The 19,583-nt window shown below is 44.7% G+C and carries 11 protein-coding genes; 2 read left to right on the forward strand and 9 right to left on the reverse strand.

Features of this window, described 5'->3' with window-relative positions; genetic code table 11:
- Positions 1-353 precede the first annotated feature (353 nt).
- Positions 354-7,703: an FG-GAP-like repeat-containing protein gene (locus tag DJ568_RS09295; RefSeq protein ID WP_114004987.1), complete on the forward strand. Its 7,350-nt coding sequence runs from the start codon at positions 354-356 to the stop codon at positions 7,701-7,703.
- 416 nt (positions 7,704-8,119) lie between these two features.
- Here the strand turns inward: DJ568_RS09295 and mnmE are convergent, their stop codons facing one another.
- Positions 8,120-9,496, reverse strand: a complete 1,377-nt coding sequence (mnmE, locus tag DJ568_RS09300) for a tRNA uridine-5-carboxymethylaminomethyl(34) synthesis GTPase MnmE (RefSeq protein ID WP_394339542.1) — start codon at positions 9,494-9,496, stop codon at positions 8,120-8,122.
- Positions 9,497-9,615: 119 nt separating this feature from the next.
- On the opposite strand from mnmE, the gene DJ568_RS09305 reads away from it, so the two are divergent.
- A complete protein-coding gene (locus tag DJ568_RS09305; RefSeq protein ID WP_114004988.1) occupies positions 9,616-10,674 on the forward strand; it encodes a nucleoid-associated protein in 1,059 nt (352 codons plus the stop codon).
- A gap of 194 nt (positions 10,675-10,868) precedes the next feature.
- Here DJ568_RS09305 and DJ568_RS09310 read toward each other — a convergent pair whose 3' ends face one another.
- The 8 genes from DJ568_RS09310 to DJ568_RS09345 form a co-directional block, all read right to left on the reverse strand.
- The gene (locus DJ568_RS09310; RefSeq protein WP_114004989.1) at positions 10,869-11,645 is read right to left on the reverse strand and encodes a 3-keto-disaccharide hydrolase; all 777 of its coding nucleotides are present in this window, start codon (positions 11,643-11,645) and stop codon (positions 10,869-10,871) included.
- A gap of 20 nt (positions 11,646-11,665) precedes the next feature.
- The gene (locus DJ568_RS09315) at positions 11,666-12,538 is read right to left on the reverse strand and encodes a sugar phosphate isomerase/epimerase family protein (RefSeq protein WP_114004990.1); all 873 of its coding nucleotides are present in this window, start codon (positions 12,536-12,538) and stop codon (positions 11,666-11,668) included.
- Positions 12,539-12,700: 162 nt separating this feature from the next.
- A complete protein-coding gene (locus tag DJ568_RS17395; protein ID WP_199560932.1) occupies positions 12,701-13,258 on the reverse strand; it encodes a c-type cytochrome in 558 nt (185 codons plus the stop codon).
- A 73-nt stretch (positions 13,259-13,331) separates the two neighbouring features.
- Positions 13,332-14,387, reverse strand: a complete 1,056-nt coding sequence (locus DJ568_RS09325; protein WP_114004991.1) for a sugar phosphate isomerase/epimerase family protein — start codon at positions 14,385-14,387, stop codon at positions 13,332-13,334.
- A 16-nt stretch (positions 14,388-14,403) separates the two neighbouring features.
- On the reverse strand, positions 14,404-15,555 hold the full coding sequence (locus DJ568_RS09330) for a Gfo/Idh/MocA family protein (protein ID WP_233496665.1): 1,152 nt from the start codon (positions 15,553-15,555) through the stop codon (positions 14,404-14,406).
- 62 nt (positions 15,556-15,617) lie between these two features.
- A complete protein-coding gene (locus tag DJ568_RS09335; RefSeq protein ID WP_114004992.1) occupies positions 15,618-17,072 on the reverse strand; it encodes a Gfo/Idh/MocA family protein in 1,455 nt (484 codons plus the stop codon).
- A 14-nt stretch (positions 17,073-17,086) separates the two neighbouring features.
- Positions 17,087-18,805 carry a GMC oxidoreductase gene (locus DJ568_RS09340; RefSeq protein WP_114004993.1) on the reverse strand — a complete coding sequence of 573 codons (1,719 nt, stop codon included), beginning with the start codon at positions 18,803-18,805 and terminating at the stop codon, positions 17,087-17,089.
- The gene (locus DJ568_RS09345) at positions 18,805-19,353 is read right to left on the reverse strand and encodes a gluconate 2-dehydrogenase subunit 3 family protein (RefSeq protein WP_114004994.1); all 549 of its coding nucleotides are present in this window, start codon (positions 19,351-19,353) and stop codon (positions 18,805-18,807) included. Before DJ568_RS09345 ends, DJ568_RS09340 begins: the two co-directional genes overlap by 1 nt.
- Positions 19,354-19,583 lie beyond the last annotated feature (230 nt).

Consider the following 19,583-nt stretch of genomic DNA (forward strand, 5'->3'; position numbering starts at 1 on the left):
AAGCAGTGGGAAAGTATAAGTATGATAAAGGAGATCAGGGGCTAGTAAATATTTATAGATTACCGGCACAAACTACAAATGTTAATATCATTATTTACATTGAATACTTCAAACCAAGTGGCATAATATGAGGCTAAAAAAAGTTTGCCAGAGAGAACTATTACAATCAATAGAATAATATTTCCGTGGGTGAACTTTTAAGGTTTACCCTTTTTTCCAGCAAGATTGTTGACCTGTTCGGGATTTTTATTATTCTTTTATATTTGTAGTTAATATAAAAAACTATCGTCGCTCCTATTCGGCTGATCTGTTTACGATTAAACTATTGCAACAACCTGAACACTTCTCTCAGCATGAAAAAAATTTCACTATTTATCCTGTTTTCTTCTTTTATATCTGTTGCGATTGGTCAGGTGCCCGCAATTACCTCATTCAGCCCTACCAGCGGAATGGCCGGTACTACCGTAACCATAACAGGAAAAAACTTTAATGCTACGGCTGATAAAAACGGCGTTTTGCTAAATGGTTTGCGAGCGCCTGTAATTACAGCGAGCGCTACACAGCTAACTGTTACTGTTCCCCCCGGTGCCTCTTACGGCGCTTTTACCGTTGCCAACAAAGACAACGCGCTTACCGGAACCTCAAAGGGCTTGTTTTTAACTATGCCTGATAAGCCTATCCCAATAGGTACACCTATAGATTTTGAAGACGAGCAAATACTGGTTAAACACTACGACTGGGGCTTTTTGAACCCCCATGCTGTAGCCGATATTGACGGCGACGGGCAACTGGATATTGTAGTTTCGGACGACGCCACAACCGACATCATTATCTTCAGGAACACCGCGACCACCGGGAGCACAATACCGATGTTTACCCGGGTAAACATCGGTATTGGTATTGCCGGACGCCTTTTAAAAGCCGAGGATATAAATGGCGACGGAAAACCTGATATTATCATTACCACCACCGACAAGATGTTTATACTTGTTAATCATGCTACTCCGGGAACTATTACAGGCGCTTCGTTCGGCGTGGTATCAGTTACGCTGACCACCCCGCCGCTTAAATTATTTACCGGCGATGCTGACGGCGACGGCAGGATCGATATCATAACTACCGGTGAGAATAAATTTACTGTTTATCCCAACTCATCGGTTAACGGCATAATTAATGCCACATCGTTTGCAACCAAGGTAAACGTTGTTGTTCCGGATATGCTATACCTGCAGGTGGCAGATATGAATATTGACGGGAAAGTTGATATTATAGCAGTTCGTACGATAAATTTCGAGTCGAAGAAAATAGATATTTATCGCAATACCGCCACACCCGGCAACCTGAAATCATCGTCGTTCGTATCGGCTCTAAATCTTCTGCCTGCAAAACACCCAAGGGCTGTATTTGCAAAAGATATTAACGGCGATGGGTTACCCGAGTTAATACAGGGCAACTTCGAAAATGATGAGATAAGCATTTTTCAAAACAAAACCGTTGCGGGCAGCGCCACCATAGCACTGGGCACATCAATTAAAATACCCATGCTCGCATCCGTGGTTTCCGTTGAAGTGGGCGATTTTGACGGTAATGGCAAACCCGATGTATATGCCATATCTGACCATACGCCATCGTATATTACACTCATACGCAATACAAATGCCACGTCAACCCTGGCATTGGCAGGGTTCGCTAAAAAAAATACATATAGTTTTCCGACCCGGGGTGCGGACGTTTCTGTAGGCGATGTAGATGGCAACGGCAGGCCCGACCTGGTTTATGGTGATAAGCAGCTTGTGATAGCCCTTAATAGTCCCGGCGCACCGCCTAAAATAACTAGTCTTGAGATACCCGACAGTACTTCGGCAGGCGACCTGATAGAAATTTATGGCGACGGTTTTAGCACCCATATCGCCGAGAATCAGATTTTCTTCGGTACTATAAAGGCCGAGGTGACCGAAGCCTATCAAACACGTTTAAGTGTAAAAGTACCTTACGGCGCGGGTTACGAGCCTGTCACCGTTTTAAACAAGACTAAAGGTTTGGCGGCTGTTTCGTCAAGGCCTTTTTCGGCAAAGTTCTCTTCCAGGTATGACCTGGCTGCGAATGATTTTGCCGCGCCGTTTAACCTGGCCGGGGGCGGTAAGCCCCTCGCTACCGTAGCTGCCGATATTGATGGCAATGGCAAACCCGACCTGGTGGTTTTAAATGATACCGGCAACAGTTTAACCATATACCGCAATATAGGCGCTAATGGCAAACTGGCAGCCGCCTCATTCGCCGCCGGCGTTACTTTCGCTACAGGCACTAACGCTTCTTCGGTAATAGTAAAGGATTTAAATAATGATGGCAAGGCAGATATAGCAGTGGCTAATGCGGGCTCGAATACGGTTTCGGTATTTATTAATAAGGCCGTAAGCGGTAATATCACCGCTGCTTCGCTGGCTGCCAAAGTTGATTTTACTGTTGGTACTAACCCGGTAAAAATAGCTTCGGCAGATATAGATAGCGACGGCCATGCAGATCTGCTTACTGCCAATAATACGGCTAAAAGTTTCTCGGTATTGCGCAATACAGGTACAGGCACCGACCTGGCCTTCGCTGCAAAAGTGGATATAACCACGCCCGGCAAACCTTCGGCTATTGCCGTCGGCGATTTCGACAATGATGACAAACCCGATGTGGTTGTAACTAACGGCGATATCAACTCAGTTTCGATATTTGAGAACAAAGCGGTAGCAGGGGCAATCAGTGCTTCATCATTCGCGGCAGCCTTTACCATGGCAACAGGCAACAACCCTGTTGATATTGCCTTAGGCAGGTTAATGAATGGCTACAACATTGTGGTGGCCAATAAAGGCAACAATATGGTTTCTGTTTTTTATGGCAATAATTATTATAATCACCTGGAGTTTGAACCCCGGTTTGACCTGGCCACTGGAACTGCACCGGCAGCTGTTAAAGTTGCCGACATGGATGGTGACGGATACCTTGACATTGCTGTAGCTAATTCTGGCGGAAACAATATTTCGCTCTACCGTAACCTTTACAACTGGACTGATGATGATGAAGTATTAAAATTTGCCGAAAAAGTTGACCTTGCTACAGGAATATTACCGCTTGACTTAACCGTTTGCGACTTTGATGAGGACACACGGCCTGATATTGTTGTAGCTAAGGGTGATAGCAACGATCTCTCGTTATTCCGTAACTCATACACCAATATCGCACCCACTATCACTTCATTTACGCCACAAAGCGGGCCGCTGGGTACTGAAGTTACTATAAACGGCACCAACTTTAATGCTGATCCGTTAAAAAATTCGGTATTTTTTGGTGCGGTTAGGGCAACCGTTGTGCAGGCCACTTCAAAAAAACTGGTAGTTACCGTACCGGCCGGGGCAAATTATCATCCCATCGCTGTAACTAACACCGGCAGAAACTCAACAGCATGGACACAAAAACCGTTTGTTGTTACATTTACTAATCCGCAAAACTCAACTTATACTGATTTTGACGACCCTGTATATATATACGCATCTACCGCTGGCCATAGGGTAAGAGTAAGCGACCTGAACGGAGACGGCAAGCCGGATATTTTGGTAAGCCCCGACCATGTTGACCTTACCGCACTCTTCCGCAACGTTTCGAAACCGGGCAGTTTAACTAGTTTAGCATTTCACACAAGTTATAACAACCCGAGTTTAACCATAGATGAAACTGCCAATATAATTGACATAGACGCCGATGGTAAGCCTGATATTTTCGACCTTAAAAAAGGGGTATGCCATATAAACATTACCAACTGGGGCGTGGACACCATTGCATCCTTTAAACCAGAAGAGATTGTATTTCGCTACTTTATTGACGATTATGTATTAGCTGATGTTACAGCTGACGGCAAACCCGATATATTAACTTTTGGTGATGGCGTAATGATATTCCAGAATGTTTCATCAAAGGGTATAATCAGGTTCGAACATTTAAAAAATATACCCATTACTAATACAGCCGGAGCTGCATTAGCGGTTACCGATATTAACAGCGACCTGAAACCCGACCTGGTGATAACACGGAAAGGCACAAACTATGTATCAGTACTGCTTAACATATCCACGGGCCAATCACCCGTTTTTGCGGCTAAAATAGATGTGGCCACCGGCACACTTGGTGCCTCACCTGCTGCTTTTGCAGACCTGGACAGCGACGGGAAACCCGACATGATAGTGGGTAACCTGGCCAGCAATAGTGTATCGTTTTTGCGTAATACATCTACCGAGGGTAGCAACAACCTGTTTGCTGCGAAGGTTGACTTCGCATTATCGGGTAACCCAACCTCTGCCAATTTAGCAGATGTACGCGTCACTTTAGGTGATATTACCGGCGACGGTAAGCCTGATATTATAGCCACTTTAAGAGATACTTACGCGTGGGAAAAAACAATGATAAACTACATCATTAATAAATCAACACCGGCCAATTTTACCGCTGCATCATTTGTTGCCGGAGAAAAGTTAGGAAAGCGAGGCTTCATCAGAAATTGGCCGGAACTGTCCGATGTTGACGGAGACAGCAAGCCCGACCTGTTTTACGCCGATGGTCAAAATTTGGTACTGTTGCGTAATAATCATATAAAGCCGCCGCTGATTAAATCAGTAATTTATACCCAGGATAAGGATAAAACCCCCACGGCTTTAATAACCGGCAAATACTTTGGTAAAACCACAGCTGCCAACACCGTTTACTTTGGCGCAGCAAAAGGCACCGTTACCTTTGTTAACGATACCTCATTACTAGTTAATGTACCTGTGGGTGCTACTTATAAACCGGTCACTGTTTTAAATACCGAAATGCAGCTTTCGGGTTATTATTCGATGCCGTTTAGCAAGAAATATATAGCCAATGCACGCGTAGAGGGCGCAGACATGCCTATAAAAATAACCGCCCCAACAGGTACACAACCCGGCGCACAGGCCACTGCCGATATTGATGGCGACGGCAAACCCGATATTATTGTGGCAAACCAGGGCAGCGGCAGCATTTCGGTTTTCCGTAACACCTACACGGGTGGTACGCGCACCGATCTGGCAAGCGGCGCTAAACCTGTTGCTGTTGCCACGGGCGACCTTGATAATGATGGCCGTACCGATATTGTTGTTGTAAACGAAACAGATAAAACGTTGTCGATATTTAAAAATAACGCGGCAAGCGGCAATATCACTACCTCATCGTTTGCGGCTAAGGTTAACCTGGCGACAGGTAATAAACCATCGGCCGTAGCCATACGCGATATTGACGGCAACGGCAAACCCGACATACTGGTAACTAATAAAGATGATAACACCTTCTCGGTATACCTTAATAAAGGTGTGGCCAATGTAATAACAGCTGCATCTTTCCAGCAGCGGGTAAGCTTTGGCGTGGGCATGCAACCAACAGGCATAGTAGCTACTGATTTTGATAGTGACGGTAAAGCCGATGTGGTAGTAGCCAATTCAGAAGATTCCTTTATGTCGCTTTTTCAAAATTTGTTTGAGAAAGACGTTATCCAGGCTTCATCATTCGGCCCTAAAATTAATCTTATTGGTTATCATGTACGAGCTATTACCAGCGGCGATTTTAATGCTGACGGCCGGGACGACCTGGTGGCCATAACAAATTACTCGGTACAGCCATACTATAACAATTATCCACAGGCCTCCCAGTTTACCGCGGGTTTGTTTTACGTACCGGGAAATATAGCAACCATGCCCGACGTAACATCGATTGACATGTCTGACTTTGACGGCGACGGCTTTCCCGATCTGGTTATTACAGGAAGCGACCCCGACAGTATTATGGTTCACCGTAACGGTATGGCCAGGGAGTTGTACAGCGTATTTGAAAAAGGTGTAAAAATAGCAGCCGGTAAAAACCCCGCTGGCGTAAGTGCCGGCGACCTTACCGGCGACGGCAAACCGGATATAGCGGTTACCAATGCAAGCACCAAGACCATTTCGATACTGGTGAACAGCACGCTCCTGTCGGCGCCGGTTATTACATCTTTCAATCCTGAAAAGGGGCCGGCGGATTTGCCGATAACCATATATGGCGACCACTTTGATGCCTTGCCTCAAAATAATATTGTATACTTTGGAACGGCGAAAGCAGAAATACTATCTGCATCGGTAAAAAAACTAATGGCACGGGTACCTTTTGGTGCAACATACCAGCCCATAAGTGTGTTGAATACCGATAAAAAACTTATCGGATTTTCTAAAAGCTCATTTGCTGTCACATTCAAAGCCGGCACCCCGGCCGTCGACTCGCGGGTTAATTTAAACTCAGGTCTCAAACCTACAGGTGTTACCATTGGCGATTTTAACCTTGACGGAAAACCCGATGTTGCCGTAGCCAATAGTGGTGAAAGCACAATGAGCATTTTCTACAATAAGGTAATACAACCGGGAAAAATGGGTGTATCATCGTTCACTTCGGGTATTAAGTACACAACAGGTGCAAACCCTGCCGCGGTTATTACTGCCGATATTGATATCGACGGGTATTTGGATATAGTTACCGCCAACTATGGCAGCAACTCCATATCATTTTTTGGCAGTTCACCCGGCACCGAAAAGCTTTTTTCGGACCAGTACCAATTGCCAACCGGCTTGAAACCTGTGGCCCTAACCATATCCGACCTTAACGGCGATGGTATACCCGAAATAATCGTAGCCAATTCAGGCAGTAATACCGTATCGGTATTCCCGGGTATCAAAACAGATGGCCAGTACGACATCGGTATTAGAGTTGATTTTGCTACCGGCAGCAGCCCATCGGGCGTTTGCACGGCGGATATAAACGACGACGGTAAACCCGAAATAATTGTTAGCAACTATGCCGGCAACTCTGTTTCGATATTGCAAAATACCACCCGGACAAGGTCGGCTAATATAACTTTTGCACCTAGAAAGGATATTCCAATTGAAGGCGGCCCTCAGCAGGTGAGTGCAGTTGATATAAATAAGGATGGCAAAACAGATATTGTTGTGGTGAACAAACTTACCAATAAGGTAAGCGTACTTGTAAATAATTATTCAGAAGGCGCGATGTCATCGTCCCCGTTTAGTGTAAAAACATTTACTACCGGTACCAGTCCTGCTTACGCCGCTATAGGCGATGTTAGCGGCGAAGGGCATGCCGACATTGTAGTAACCAACAATACGGGCAATTCAATATCTGTACTGCCAAACCTAAGTAGCGGGACCAATATCGCCTTCGCTGCCAAAATGGACCTGCCATCAGGCACTGCGCCGCAAGGTGTTGCTATTGCAGATTTTGATGGCGATGGCAAACCGGATATAGCTCTTGCCGGTTCATCAGCTAATGTATTATCTATTATCCGTAATGCGTCGGGCACGCCATCGGCAATAGAGAACAATAAACTTGCCGCTGAAGCCACATCTGCATCAACTGTAAAATTGACTGTATATCCTAATCCTGCTAGCACAACGGCTAATATCGGGTACCAATTGCCCAAACAGTCAGATGTGGAGATTGGTATATTTAATATGAAGGGGAAACGGGTAGCAAGTCACAGCGTAAGTCAAGCCGCCGCCGGCTCCAATCAAATTCAGGTAGATGTATCGGCTTTGCCTGCTGATATCTACTTTATCAACATACAAGCTTCCGGGTTCAATGAAATGGGGAAACTGTTAAAAAATTAGGCCGAAATAAATTGACCTTTGAACGAGGATTCGCCTACTGCGACTCTTAAAGATAATGCCTTGTATTCTTGGAAATGATATTATCTTTCCATACCCGTAAAATTTTGGTGGCAGGCAGATTACTTTGGATATCTCTGTTGTTGACATCTTAAACAAGGAGCTGTAACGCTATTATTAGAAGATAATCACTCAAATGCAAGATTTTATGGCAGAAGTTAGAAACCCTTGAGAGAGCAAGTATAATTAGCAGAAGAGAGTCAACCATGAAAAGCATAAAATTCCCTTACTATTTTCTTACTGAAAATTTCCAGTAAGAAAATAGTGAGAAAACATAAGTATCATAAAGGAGACCAAGGGCTAGTAAATACTACAGCTCCCCTACAAAAGGATAATAAATACAACTATCTGATAATCAATTACTTACCGATACAAAACTTACTAAATATATTATCCAGCAAGTCATCGGTAGTAACGGTCCCAGTTATTTCGCCAAGGTAGTGCAGGGCCTGTTTAATGTCAATGGCTAAAAAATCTGAAGTAACGTGGTCTATCCCGTTGAGCACTCTTGCCAAGGCATCTTCAGTTTTTTGCAGGGCTTCAAGATGTCTTATATTGGTTACAAGGGTTTCGTCCCCGGTCAATTGGTCTTTAACGGCTGAGGAATAAATACGGGCTTTCAACTCGTCGATATGCTGCTTGTTTTTAGCGGATATCGGGGTAATATTTTCCGACCCTGGTAAGCTTAAAAGCTGTGCTTCATTTAACAGGTCGATCTTGTTGGCGACCGCCAATATGGTCACACCCGGACGCTCAAGACTTCGCAGGTCATCATTAAGTTCATTCACAGAGATTTGAACCGCGTCAAAAACATAAATTATAAGGGCGGTCTGCGCTATCTTTTCCATCGTACGCTGTACACCTATTTGCTCAATGGTATCAGTGGCTTCCCGTATCCCCGCAGTGTCTATCAGCCTGAAATTAATCCCTTTGATGTTAAGCACCTCTTCTATTGTATCACGTGTGGTGCCCGGAATATGGCTAACTATAGCCCGTTCTTCGTTGAGGAGCGCGTTCAGCAAGGTTGACTTCCCCGCGTTGGGCCTGCCTGCTATAACTGTGTTAACGCCGTGTTTTATCGCGTTGCCTAATTCAAACGACCGTATGAGACTACCTATAACGCGATTAGTATCCAGCACAAGTTGCTTTAGCTGGTCGCGGTTGGCAAATTCCACGTCTTCTTCCGAAAAATCAAGTTCCAGTTCAACAAGTGATGCAAATTTTATAAGTTCGTTCCTCAAAGTTTGCAGTTGGTTGCTGAAACCGCCGCGAAGTTGTTGCAGGGCTACTTGCTGTGATGCCTTCGAGTTGGCGGCTATCAGGTCAGCCACAGCCTCGGCTTGCGACAAATCCAACTGGCCGTTTAAAAAGGCCCGGAGTGTAAACTCACCGGGGTTTGCAGAGCGGGCACCGCGTTTTACAAGCAATTTAATAATGCTTTCTAAAATAAAAACGGAGCCATGGCAGGATATTTCCACCACGTTTTCGCGGGTGTATGAGCGCGGGGCGACAAATAACGACACTAAAACCTCATCCAGCACAACCTGGTTATCAACGATATGTCCAAAATGTATAGTATGTGACGGCTGTTGGGTGAGATCTTTACCCTTAAAAACGCTGTTGGCTATGCGGATAGCGTCCGTGCCGGAGAGGCGTATTACGCCTATTGCTCCAATTCCATTAGGCGTAGCCAGGGCAACAATGGTTTCTTCGTGGTGATTTGTCATATAGTCCATGGTCATGGTCGGTTGGCCATGTCCTCCAAGCTACAAAGTTCGTTATTAATCAGCAAACTTACCACGAAGTATCAACAACCGACTGTCATATCGAAAAAAATGCCGTATTTGGTGGTACTATGGTAACTTTTTTTGAAGCCTCACTGGATACTATTTCCGTTCATCATGTAGGCAACCAATCGCAAAATGAAATGTATGCGCTTTCAAAGCAATCGCTTAACTTAAATGATGAGTTAATACAAAAGCTGCTGATGCAATACTTTCTCACTCCCTTAGAAAAAGCTAACGAGGTTTATCACCTGATGCACAACAGCGGCGATTTAACCCTTAACGAGGTACACAACTTCGCTACCCAGGTATTCGAAAATAAAGATAAATTCCATGAGATATCCGAGCTTATTGCTAAACAATTGTATAATGTATCCACTCATCCTAAGATTAAATCGGGCGAGGTCTACGTGGCCTATTTTAAAGATGTACAAATTGAGGGCAACTTGCTTGATGCCCTTGGGATATTTAAATCTGAAACAAAGGAGACCTACCTGAAAGTATACCCTGATACCGGGGGGTTTACAGTTGAATACGAAGAGAATGGCATTAACATAAACAAATTGGATAAGGGCTGCCTTATTTTTAATATCGAAAAAGAGAATGGATACAAAGTTGTAGTCGTTGATAAAGCCGGAAGCAGCCAGGATGCCGCGGTGTATTGGAAAGACGACTTTTTGCAATTGAAAATCCGTAACGACAACTTTAACCAAACCAATAATACACTGGGCCTGTATAAAAACTTCGTTACCCAAAAGCTTGATGAAGAGTTTGAGATGAGCAAGGCCGATAAAATAGACCTGCTTAACAGAAGCATGAAATATTTTAAGGAGAAGGATACTTTTGACATGGATGAGTTTACCGGGGAGGTAATAGGTAACCCCCAAGCTATCGAGTCATTTAAAACCTACAAGCAGCAGTACGAGGATGAATTTGAAACGCCGATAGCAGATACTTTTGAAATATCAGACAACGCCGTTAAAAAACAAGCCCGGGTGTATAAGAGTGTCTTAAAGCTTGATAAGAACTTTCATATTTACATACATGGCAACAAGGACCTTATAGAGCGTGGTTTTGATGATGGCAAAGCTATGAACTATTATAAAGTTTTTTTTAAAGAAGAGCAATAAGCTGGTTCAAACGGATAGGCATCTACATGGCAGGTATTATTCGACTACGAAGTACCCTATGCCCTTATATCCTAACGGCAAGCCGTATGGTGAATGATGATGGTTTGATATAAAAAGAAAAGCTGCACTGTGAAGCGCAGCCTTTCCTTTTTTATATTAAGCTTACCAGATGATCAAACACTGGCAGGTCGCAGCTATAACTCTCTAACCCAAATATTTCTGAAGCTTACAGGCTCGCTTGGGTCACCGTGTGATTGGAGATAGATTGGTGCCGGGCCATGCTTTTTATACGATGGTTTGCCAATATATAATGATGGGCCTAACAGCTCCGTATTGTTTTGAACCAATACTCCATTTAAAAAAGCGGTAACCTTTGCGGGAGTTTTCACGCTGCCATCTTCGTTAAATATGGGGGCGGTCCAAACTACATCATAAGTTTGCCATTCGCCGGGGGCTTTAGTCGCATTGGCAAGCGGCGGAAATTGCTTATATATACTGCCGGCCATGCCATTTACATACGTTTTGTTCTTGTACGAATCCAATATCTGCAATTCGTAGCCGGCATCGCCCTGCGCTATCTGCGCCAGGAATAAACCGCTATTACCCCTTCCCTGGCCCTCACCGGTTATATTAGCAGGTACACGCCACTCCAGGTGGAGCTGGTAATTGGTAAACTTACGCTTCGTGACTATACCGCCCCCGCCATTGGCCGCTTTATTTACAGTTACAGCGCCATCGGCAAGCGTCCAGCCGGAAGGCTTGCTGTTGTCTGCAGATGATACCCATTCATTGAGGTTTTTACCATCAAACAAAACAATAGCGTCTGAAGGGGCGTCAATAAAAGACTTTCCCGTTGTAACCACCTTGGGTTCCGGCGACCAAACCTCGGTATCCTCAGGTTTCGCATTTTGCGCCCCGGCTGTAAAATAACCTGCTGTAAGCAGCGAGGCAAGTATAATTCTGTAATTCACGTTAATAGGATTGATAAAAATTAAACAGATAAACTCTTAACGTACGCGCTACTTTCGGCGATACTTACATATGGATCTATGTTAGTAAAGTTTTCCTGTTCAACAATAAAATGTTTTACACCAGCGTCTTTTGCCTTTGCAAATATGGCTTTAAAGTCAATGGTTCCTTTGCCAACCTCTGTGTTCAGCTCAGGCCTGCCCTTGTCTGAATCCTTTACATGGAACAAGGCGAATTTACCAGGATGTTTTTCCAGCATGGTCACCGGGTCAAGACCACCGCGTACAACCCAAAAAATATCCATTTCAAGCTTAACCAGGTCGTTATCAGTTTCTTTTAGCAACACATCGTAAAAGGTAGTATCCCCAACCTTTTGCCACTCCCACGCGTGGTTGTGATATGCAAATTTTAGCCCTTCCTTTTTAAGCAGTTGGCCCACTTTATTAAACTTCTCGGCGGTAGCCTTGCAACCATCAATAGTTTTTACCAGGTCACCATTTATACCCGGTGCAATAATATACCGCTGGCCAATTGTGTGTGCCGCGTGTATATAACTCTCAAGGTCGGTCATGGTGCCATCATTCAAATATTGATCTATGCCATAATGCCCGCTGGGCGATACCAAACCATTTTGGGTTAACAGTTTAGCGTAATCGCGGGGATCAATGCCCCAGTAACCATTTTGTTTGCTATAGCCGTAGGTTTCTACTTCTTTATAACCGGCCTGGGCCACTTTAGCTGTTACACCTTTTACGTCTTTGGGCAAGTAGTCGCGCAAGCTGTATAGCTGCAACCCTACTTTATTAATGTTTTTTGCCGATAAAAGCTCGGGAGTCAATAGTATAGCTGCTGCGGCTACTCCTGCTTGTCCTAAAAAGGTCCTTCTATTTGTCATCACTCTGTTATTTGGTTGTATTGGGTTTGATTATAGTTTTTCAATAAAGTTTAAACACGGCGTTATTAACCGTCACTTTAGCGGTTAAATATACAAAACAAACAACCCCAGAAAAATAATTTATCCGGGGTTGTTTGTTTTACTTTAAATTGTTACATCGCTTTATTTAAGCGCTAATATATATTTTACCATCTCTTTGGCGTCACTTTTAGAGATTGACGGATGTGGAGACATCGGTATATCGCCCCAGTTGCCCGCGCCGCCTTTAATAATTTTATTGGCAAGCATATCGATATTTGCCGGTGTTGGCTTATATTTCTTTGCTACATCAACATAAGCCGGACCTACAATCTTCATATTATCCTTATGGCAGGCAAGGCAATCGCTGCCTTTAATAAGCTGACCGCCTTTTTCTGAACCTGCAGCGGTCTGCGCAGTGGCCGCGGGTTGCGCTGCTTTGGCTACATCAGCCGATGGTGCAGGCACTGACGTAACAGCTGGCGTTGCCGGTGTTGCAGATGCAGGCGGCATAACAGGTTTTTTAACCACGCGCGGTTGTGTAGTTACGCCTTGTGTATCCGCCGGTGCAACGGCTGGAGTAACTAATGCCGTGTTGTCTGCAGCCGTCGTAGTGTCATCATCATTTATATCGTTATCAGAACTGCCTCCGCAAGCAGCAATCATCAAACTAAAACTCAGGATTACAAATATCTTTTTCATACTATAAGTGTTAGTTTTTGTGCCATACAGTAAAGGGCTAAGCCAAAATTGTATGGCAATAATTGAACCACTATTAATCGAGCCCCAGAATGGAGCGATTAAACGCTTCGTCGCTGCCTGTTGACGCAAAGTCATCAAAGGCGTGTTCTGTAACACGGATTATGTGATTTTTAATAAATTCCGCTCCCTCACGCGCACCATCTTCAGGATGCTTCAGCGCACATTCCCATTCAAGTACCGCCCATCCGTCAAAGTTATATGCTGCTAGCTTACTGAATATAGCTTTAAAATCTACCTGTCCATCCCCCAGCGAGCGGAAACGTCCTGCGCGGTCAACCCAGTTTTGATAACCTCCGTATACCCCCTGCCTGCCGCTTGAATTAAACTCAGCATCCTTAACGTGGAACATTTTTATACGTTCGTGATAGATGTCGATATATTGCAGATAATCAAGGCATTGCAAAACAAAGTGCGACGGATCATACAATATATTGGCACGTTTATGACCATTTACTTTATCTAAAAACATTTCAAAAGTCACCCCGTCATGCAGGTCTTCACCCGGATGTATCTCGTAGCATAAGTCTACGCCATTTTCATCAAACACGTCCAGTATGGGTTTCCACCGCTTAGCCAATTCAGTAAAAGCAGTATCAACCAGGCCTGCGGGGCGTTGCGGCCAGGGATATACTGTTTGCCATATTAAAGCGCCGCTAAAGGTTACATGCGCGTTAAGTCCGAGGTTTTTTGATGCCTGCGCAGCGTATTTCAACTGCTGAACCGCCCATTCCTGGCGTGCCTTCGGGTTTTTGTGATACTCTGAAGGCGCAAAACCGTCAAACTGCGCATCGTAAGCCGGGTGCACCGCCACCAGCTGCCCTTGCAAGTGTGTAGATAGTTCAGTGATTTCTAACCCCGCGCTGTTCACTACACCTTTTATTTCATCAGCGTAGGTTTTGCTTTCGGCCGCTTTCTGCAGGTCAAAATAACTATTTGCCCATGTTGGTATTTGTACACCTTTATAGCCAAGACCCGCTGCCCATTTACATATATCTTCGAGTGTATTAAACGGGGGCTTTTCGCCTAAAAATTGTGCTAAAAAAATACCCGGTCCTTTTATAGTTTTCATGTGATTTACTGTTTATTTAGATTACAAAATCGGTCCATTTTTTTTCGGATTTACCTGATGCGATAACATTTTCAACAAATGCCATCCCTCTTACACCATCATCAATACCCGGAAAATCTAAAGCTTCAGGCGTTGCGGTTTTCCCCTCAATTTGCGCTTTTACTGACTGCGCAAAATTTTTGTACAGATTAGCGAAGGCCTCTAAATAACCTTCGGGGTGCCCGGCGGGCGCACGCATATTGCTGGTAACGTAGCTGCTGGTATAGCCGCCGCCTGTACGCCAAACTTCGGCAGGTTTATCCAGCCATTTTACAAGTAAGGTGTTGGCAATATCTTGCTGCCATTCAATACTGCCTTTTTCGCCATAAACTCGAATTTTTATATTGTTCTCGTCGCCGGCGGCAATTTGCGATGCAGTTAATACACCGCTTGCACCATTGTTGTATTTTAAAAGCACTGCGCCATCATCATCAAGCTTGCGGCCTTCTACTACGATATTGATATCGGCATTAACTTTAGTTACCTGTAAACCCGTAACATATTCGCTAAGGTTAAAAGCGTGCGTGCCTATATCGCCCATGGCACCGGCAATACCACTTTTACCCGGGTCGGTACGCCATGATGCCTGCTTATTGTCTTCACCCTCTAAAAACGTACTAAGCCAGCCTTGTGGATATTCAACATACACCTTGCGTATGGCGCCTAATTTGCCCGATTTCACAATTTGCCTGGCTTCTTTAACCATCGGATAGCCGGTGTAGGTATGCGTAAGGCAAAATAATTTCCCGCTCGATTTAACAACTTTTTCCAGCTCTTTTGCTTCGTCCAGCGAAAACGTCATCGGTTTATCCAGTATAACGTGGAAACCATTTTCTAGCGCCAGTTTGGTAGGCTCAAAGTGCACGTGATTAGGCGTTACAATACTTATCACCTGCACGCGTTCACCTTCTGGCAACTGCTTCTCTTTTTCGATTAATTCTTTATATGATGTGTATACGCGCTCGGGTTTAAGTCCCAGCAACAGCCCGCTGGCTTTAGCTTTTTCAGCATCGCTGCTAAAGGCCCCTGCAACCAATTCATACTCATCGTCAATACGGGCGGCAATACGGTGTATGGCGCCAATAAATGCGCCCTGCCCACCCCCTATCATTGCTAGTTTTAACTTCATTTTGTGTTGTATAATTTTACCCCTTAATTTAAACTAAACTATTGGTTGTTAATGGTTGTACGCTATAGGCCGCTTACTTCCCAGCCTTGCCTGTATTTTCTCCTTACAAATTGGTTAACTTCATCAAAGTTAGTCACTTTCATGTTTATGTTATCCCACAGCAATTTAATGTCGCGGCCCGGGTAGTCCACACCTTTACCGTCGGCTTTGGCACGCTCTATGTCATGTCCGCGGATAGACAAGTTTGCCATTAATAATGCCTCGGTAAGCGGACCGGCAGTTTCAAATGGCGAACTTACTTCCATTTTACCGTAACCGGCTAAACAGGCCTCAACCCATTGCGCGTAGTGGCCGTTATCGCCGCCCGGTACACGTTTAATGGTTTGGGGTACATTTACTTCAGTCATGCGCGAAGTTGGCAACAACTTAGGGAACATACCATAGGTGCCTGCTACCATTTTACCTTTAGTACCAATGAAGAGTACGCCATTGCCTCCGTCGCCGAATGTTTCGTTATCGCCTAATTCTGCCGGCCGTTCAGGACGTATACCCCCATCCATCCAGTGAACTGTAACATCGCCCTGTGTTTTAGCTGTTTTAGGGAATGTTAGTGTGATGTGACTTGATGGAGGACAACTTTCAGGATATGAAGCGCGCTGGAAAATATCTTTGTAAAATGTGCCAACGCTCGATTGCACATCTTTAACATAACTTAAATCAAGCACACGGAAAGCCGGTTCCATCAGGTGGCATCCCATATCGCCCAATGCTCCTGTACCGTAATCCCACCAGCCGCGCCAATTAAAAGGCACCAGTTTGTCTACGTAATCTTTATATGGCGCTGTACCCAGCCAAAGATCCCAGTCCAATTCCTTTGGCACCTCAGCTTTGGTCTTCGACCAGGCGATTCCCTGAGGCCAAACAGGACGGTCTGTCCAGCAGTAAACGGTTTGTACGTCGCCGATAAGGCCGGCATTATACCATTCCATTAACTGCCTTACCCCATCGCCTGATGCACCCTGGTTACCCATTTGGGTAACAACTTTATATTTACGTGCCGCGCCTGTTAGTACCCTTGCTTCGTAAATATCATGTGTAAGCGGCTTTTGCACATATACATGCTTGTGCAATTGCATAGCTGTTAAAGCAATATTAGCGTGGTTATGGTCAGGCGTTGATACGGTTACCGCATCTATATGCTTATGTTCTTTATCAAACAACTTACGCCAGTCTTTATAATACTTTGCTTTAGGGAACTTTTCAACAGTTTTAGCGGCCGACCGGTCATCTACATCACACAAAAATCCTATTTCGGCGTTACCGCTGCCGTGCACGTATGCAATGTCGCTTGAGCCTTTACCGCCCGCGCCAATGCCGGCTACCACAAGTTTATCGCTCGGGGCAACAAACCCTTTACCTCCCAGCACATAACGCGGCACTATCATAAAACCGGCAGCAGCCAACGCGCCGCTTTTTATAAATCCTCTTCTTGAGTTAATTGTGGTTTGTTTGCTCATATCGGTTAGTTGAATTATATATTTCCTTTGTTAATTTCATCAACCGCGTGGTTAGCAGCACGTGCTGTGAGCGCCATGTAGGTTAACGAGGGGTTTTGAGTACCGGTAGACGTCATGCAGGCGCCATCTGTAATAAATACGTTGGGGCACGAGTGCACCTGGTTCCATTTATTAAGTACAGATGTTTTAGGATCATGCCCCATGCGGGCACCACCCATTTCGTGGATGTCCAGCCCGGGGGCTTTACCTACACTAACATGCTTACGTATATTTTTAAATCCTGCTGAAGCAAACATCTCCGATATCTGTTCCAGGTAGTCCAGTTTCATCTTTTCGTCGTTATCATCATAATCCACGTTAAATCTTAGTAATGGTACGCCCCAGGCATCTTTTTCCTTATCGTCCAGCTTCACGTAGTTAGTTTCTTTCGGTATGCTTTCGCCCATCATGTGCGACCCCACATACCAACCGCTCAGTTCCGGTTTCTTTAGCTTATTTTTAAGGTCGCTCCCTACACCCCAAGCATCGGTATTACTATACCTGGCCGCGCTAAAACCCGAAGCGTAGCCTCTTAAGAAATTTGTTTCTTGTTTATAAACATTACGAAAGCGCGGTATGTAACCACCTCCGGCCGGGTTACGCCCATCAACTGTCATATCTTTAAAACCCTCCACCTCGGCGCCAACGTTGGCGGTATAGTTATGAAAGGCGATGTACTTCCCTAAGGTACCGCTATCATTTCCAAAACCATTTTGAAAACGGGATGATTTAGAATTAAGCAGGATAATGTTAGTGTTTATAGCCGACGCGTTTACAAAAATTACTCTTGCATAATATTCAACAGCTTGCCTGGTGTTGGCATCAATTACGCGTACACCGGTAGCTTTTCCCTTTTGCTCGTCATAAATAATAGACTCAACTACCGAATGCGGGCGAAGGGTTAGTTTACCTGTTTTTTGAGCCCATGGAATAGTGGACGAATTACTGCTGAAGTACCCGCCGAACGGACAACCGCGCTGGCAAAGCGTACGGTTTTGGCACTGCCCCCGGCCCTGTTGAAAATGCACAGGCTGCGGCTTCGATAAGTGCGCGCAACGCGCGCTGATTACATGCCTGTTTTGGTAATTCGCTTTAACGTGTTTGCTAAAATAATCCTCCACCGTATTTAGTGGAAATGCGGGTAAAAACTCACCATCCGGGAGTTCAGGTATGCCGTCGAGATTGCCGGAAATACCTGCAAACTTCTCTACATAGCTGTACCAGGGTGCAATATCTTTATAGCGTATTGGCCAATCTACCGCGAAACCGTCACGGGCCGGCCCCTCGAAGTCGAAATCGCTCCAACGTTGGGTTTGGCGCGCCCAAAGCAATGATTTGCCTCCAACCTGGTAGCCGCGTATCCAGTCAAACGGCTTCTCCTGTATATAAGGGTGTTCGGTATCTTTCACGAAAAAGTGCTCGGTTTCCTCGTGAAATGCGTAACAGCGCGATACAACCGGGTTGGCTTCGCGGATTGCGAGGGGCAGCTCATTTCGATGTTCAAATTCCCAGGGCATTTTGCTGGTGGTTGGATAATCCATAATATGCCTCACATCGCGGCCGCGTTCAAGCAAAAGAGTTTTAAGACCCCTGCCGGTAAATTCTTTTGCCGCCCAGCCGCCACTTATGCCCGACCCTATCACTATGGCATCAAAAATCCGCTCTTTAACGCTGTCTATATTGATGTTCGCCATTATTTCCCCGTTGTTTTAACTGCACTTTTAACCGGAACATTTACTATATACCGGCCCGGCACCAGTTCATATACAATTTCTTTGGTCATAAAAAACTGCGATTGTGTATAACCCTGCACAGTTTTATCTTTAACTATCTTGTAAAAGCGATTAAGTTCGGTCGGGTAAGTATTTGCTTGCTCTATAGATAACAGGAACGCTTCCCGGTCTGCTACAGGCCATACAGAAAACGCACCGGCATTCCTATTCACGCTTAACTCATTAAATTGCACTAATCCTTTTATAAAATTGTCCTGATCGGTTTTATTGTAGCAGTCGTCAACCATAGTTAACACAAACAGGTGCAGTGTTAGATCTTTTGCGCCGGGCGTTGAAGTTTTGGGTATAATCGTCTCGGCTATATCTGCAAGTAACCTTTCCTGATCGGGCGTTACTTTTATGTTTTTTAGTGTGATAAGGTTTTTGACACCCGCTACCAATTCAGCCGGAAAAAGCATTGCCCCGCCTAATACCAGTGCCAGATTTCGTATCGCAATGCGCCTGTTCATTAACAATTTTAGTGGTTATATATTATCCGGTTCGGAACGGTTCCTTAAGCCCGTGTTAAGGCTATTTTCAAACATAATAACTTTATTTATAAAAAAACATTATCCAATAAATAAGTTACGATTAAGCCAAAACAGGCAATAAAAAAGCTAAAATAAGTCAGTAGCTTATACGTATTCAACCGCCGGGGTCGCTAGTTACTATACACTGTTCGGATATTTATGCCAGTACC

The sequence above is a fragment of the Mucilaginibacter hurinus genome, assembly GCF_003324525.1.
In the GTDB taxonomy this organism is placed as follows: domain Bacteria; phylum Bacteroidota; class Bacteroidia; order Sphingobacteriales; family Sphingobacteriaceae; genus Mucilaginibacter; species Mucilaginibacter hurinus.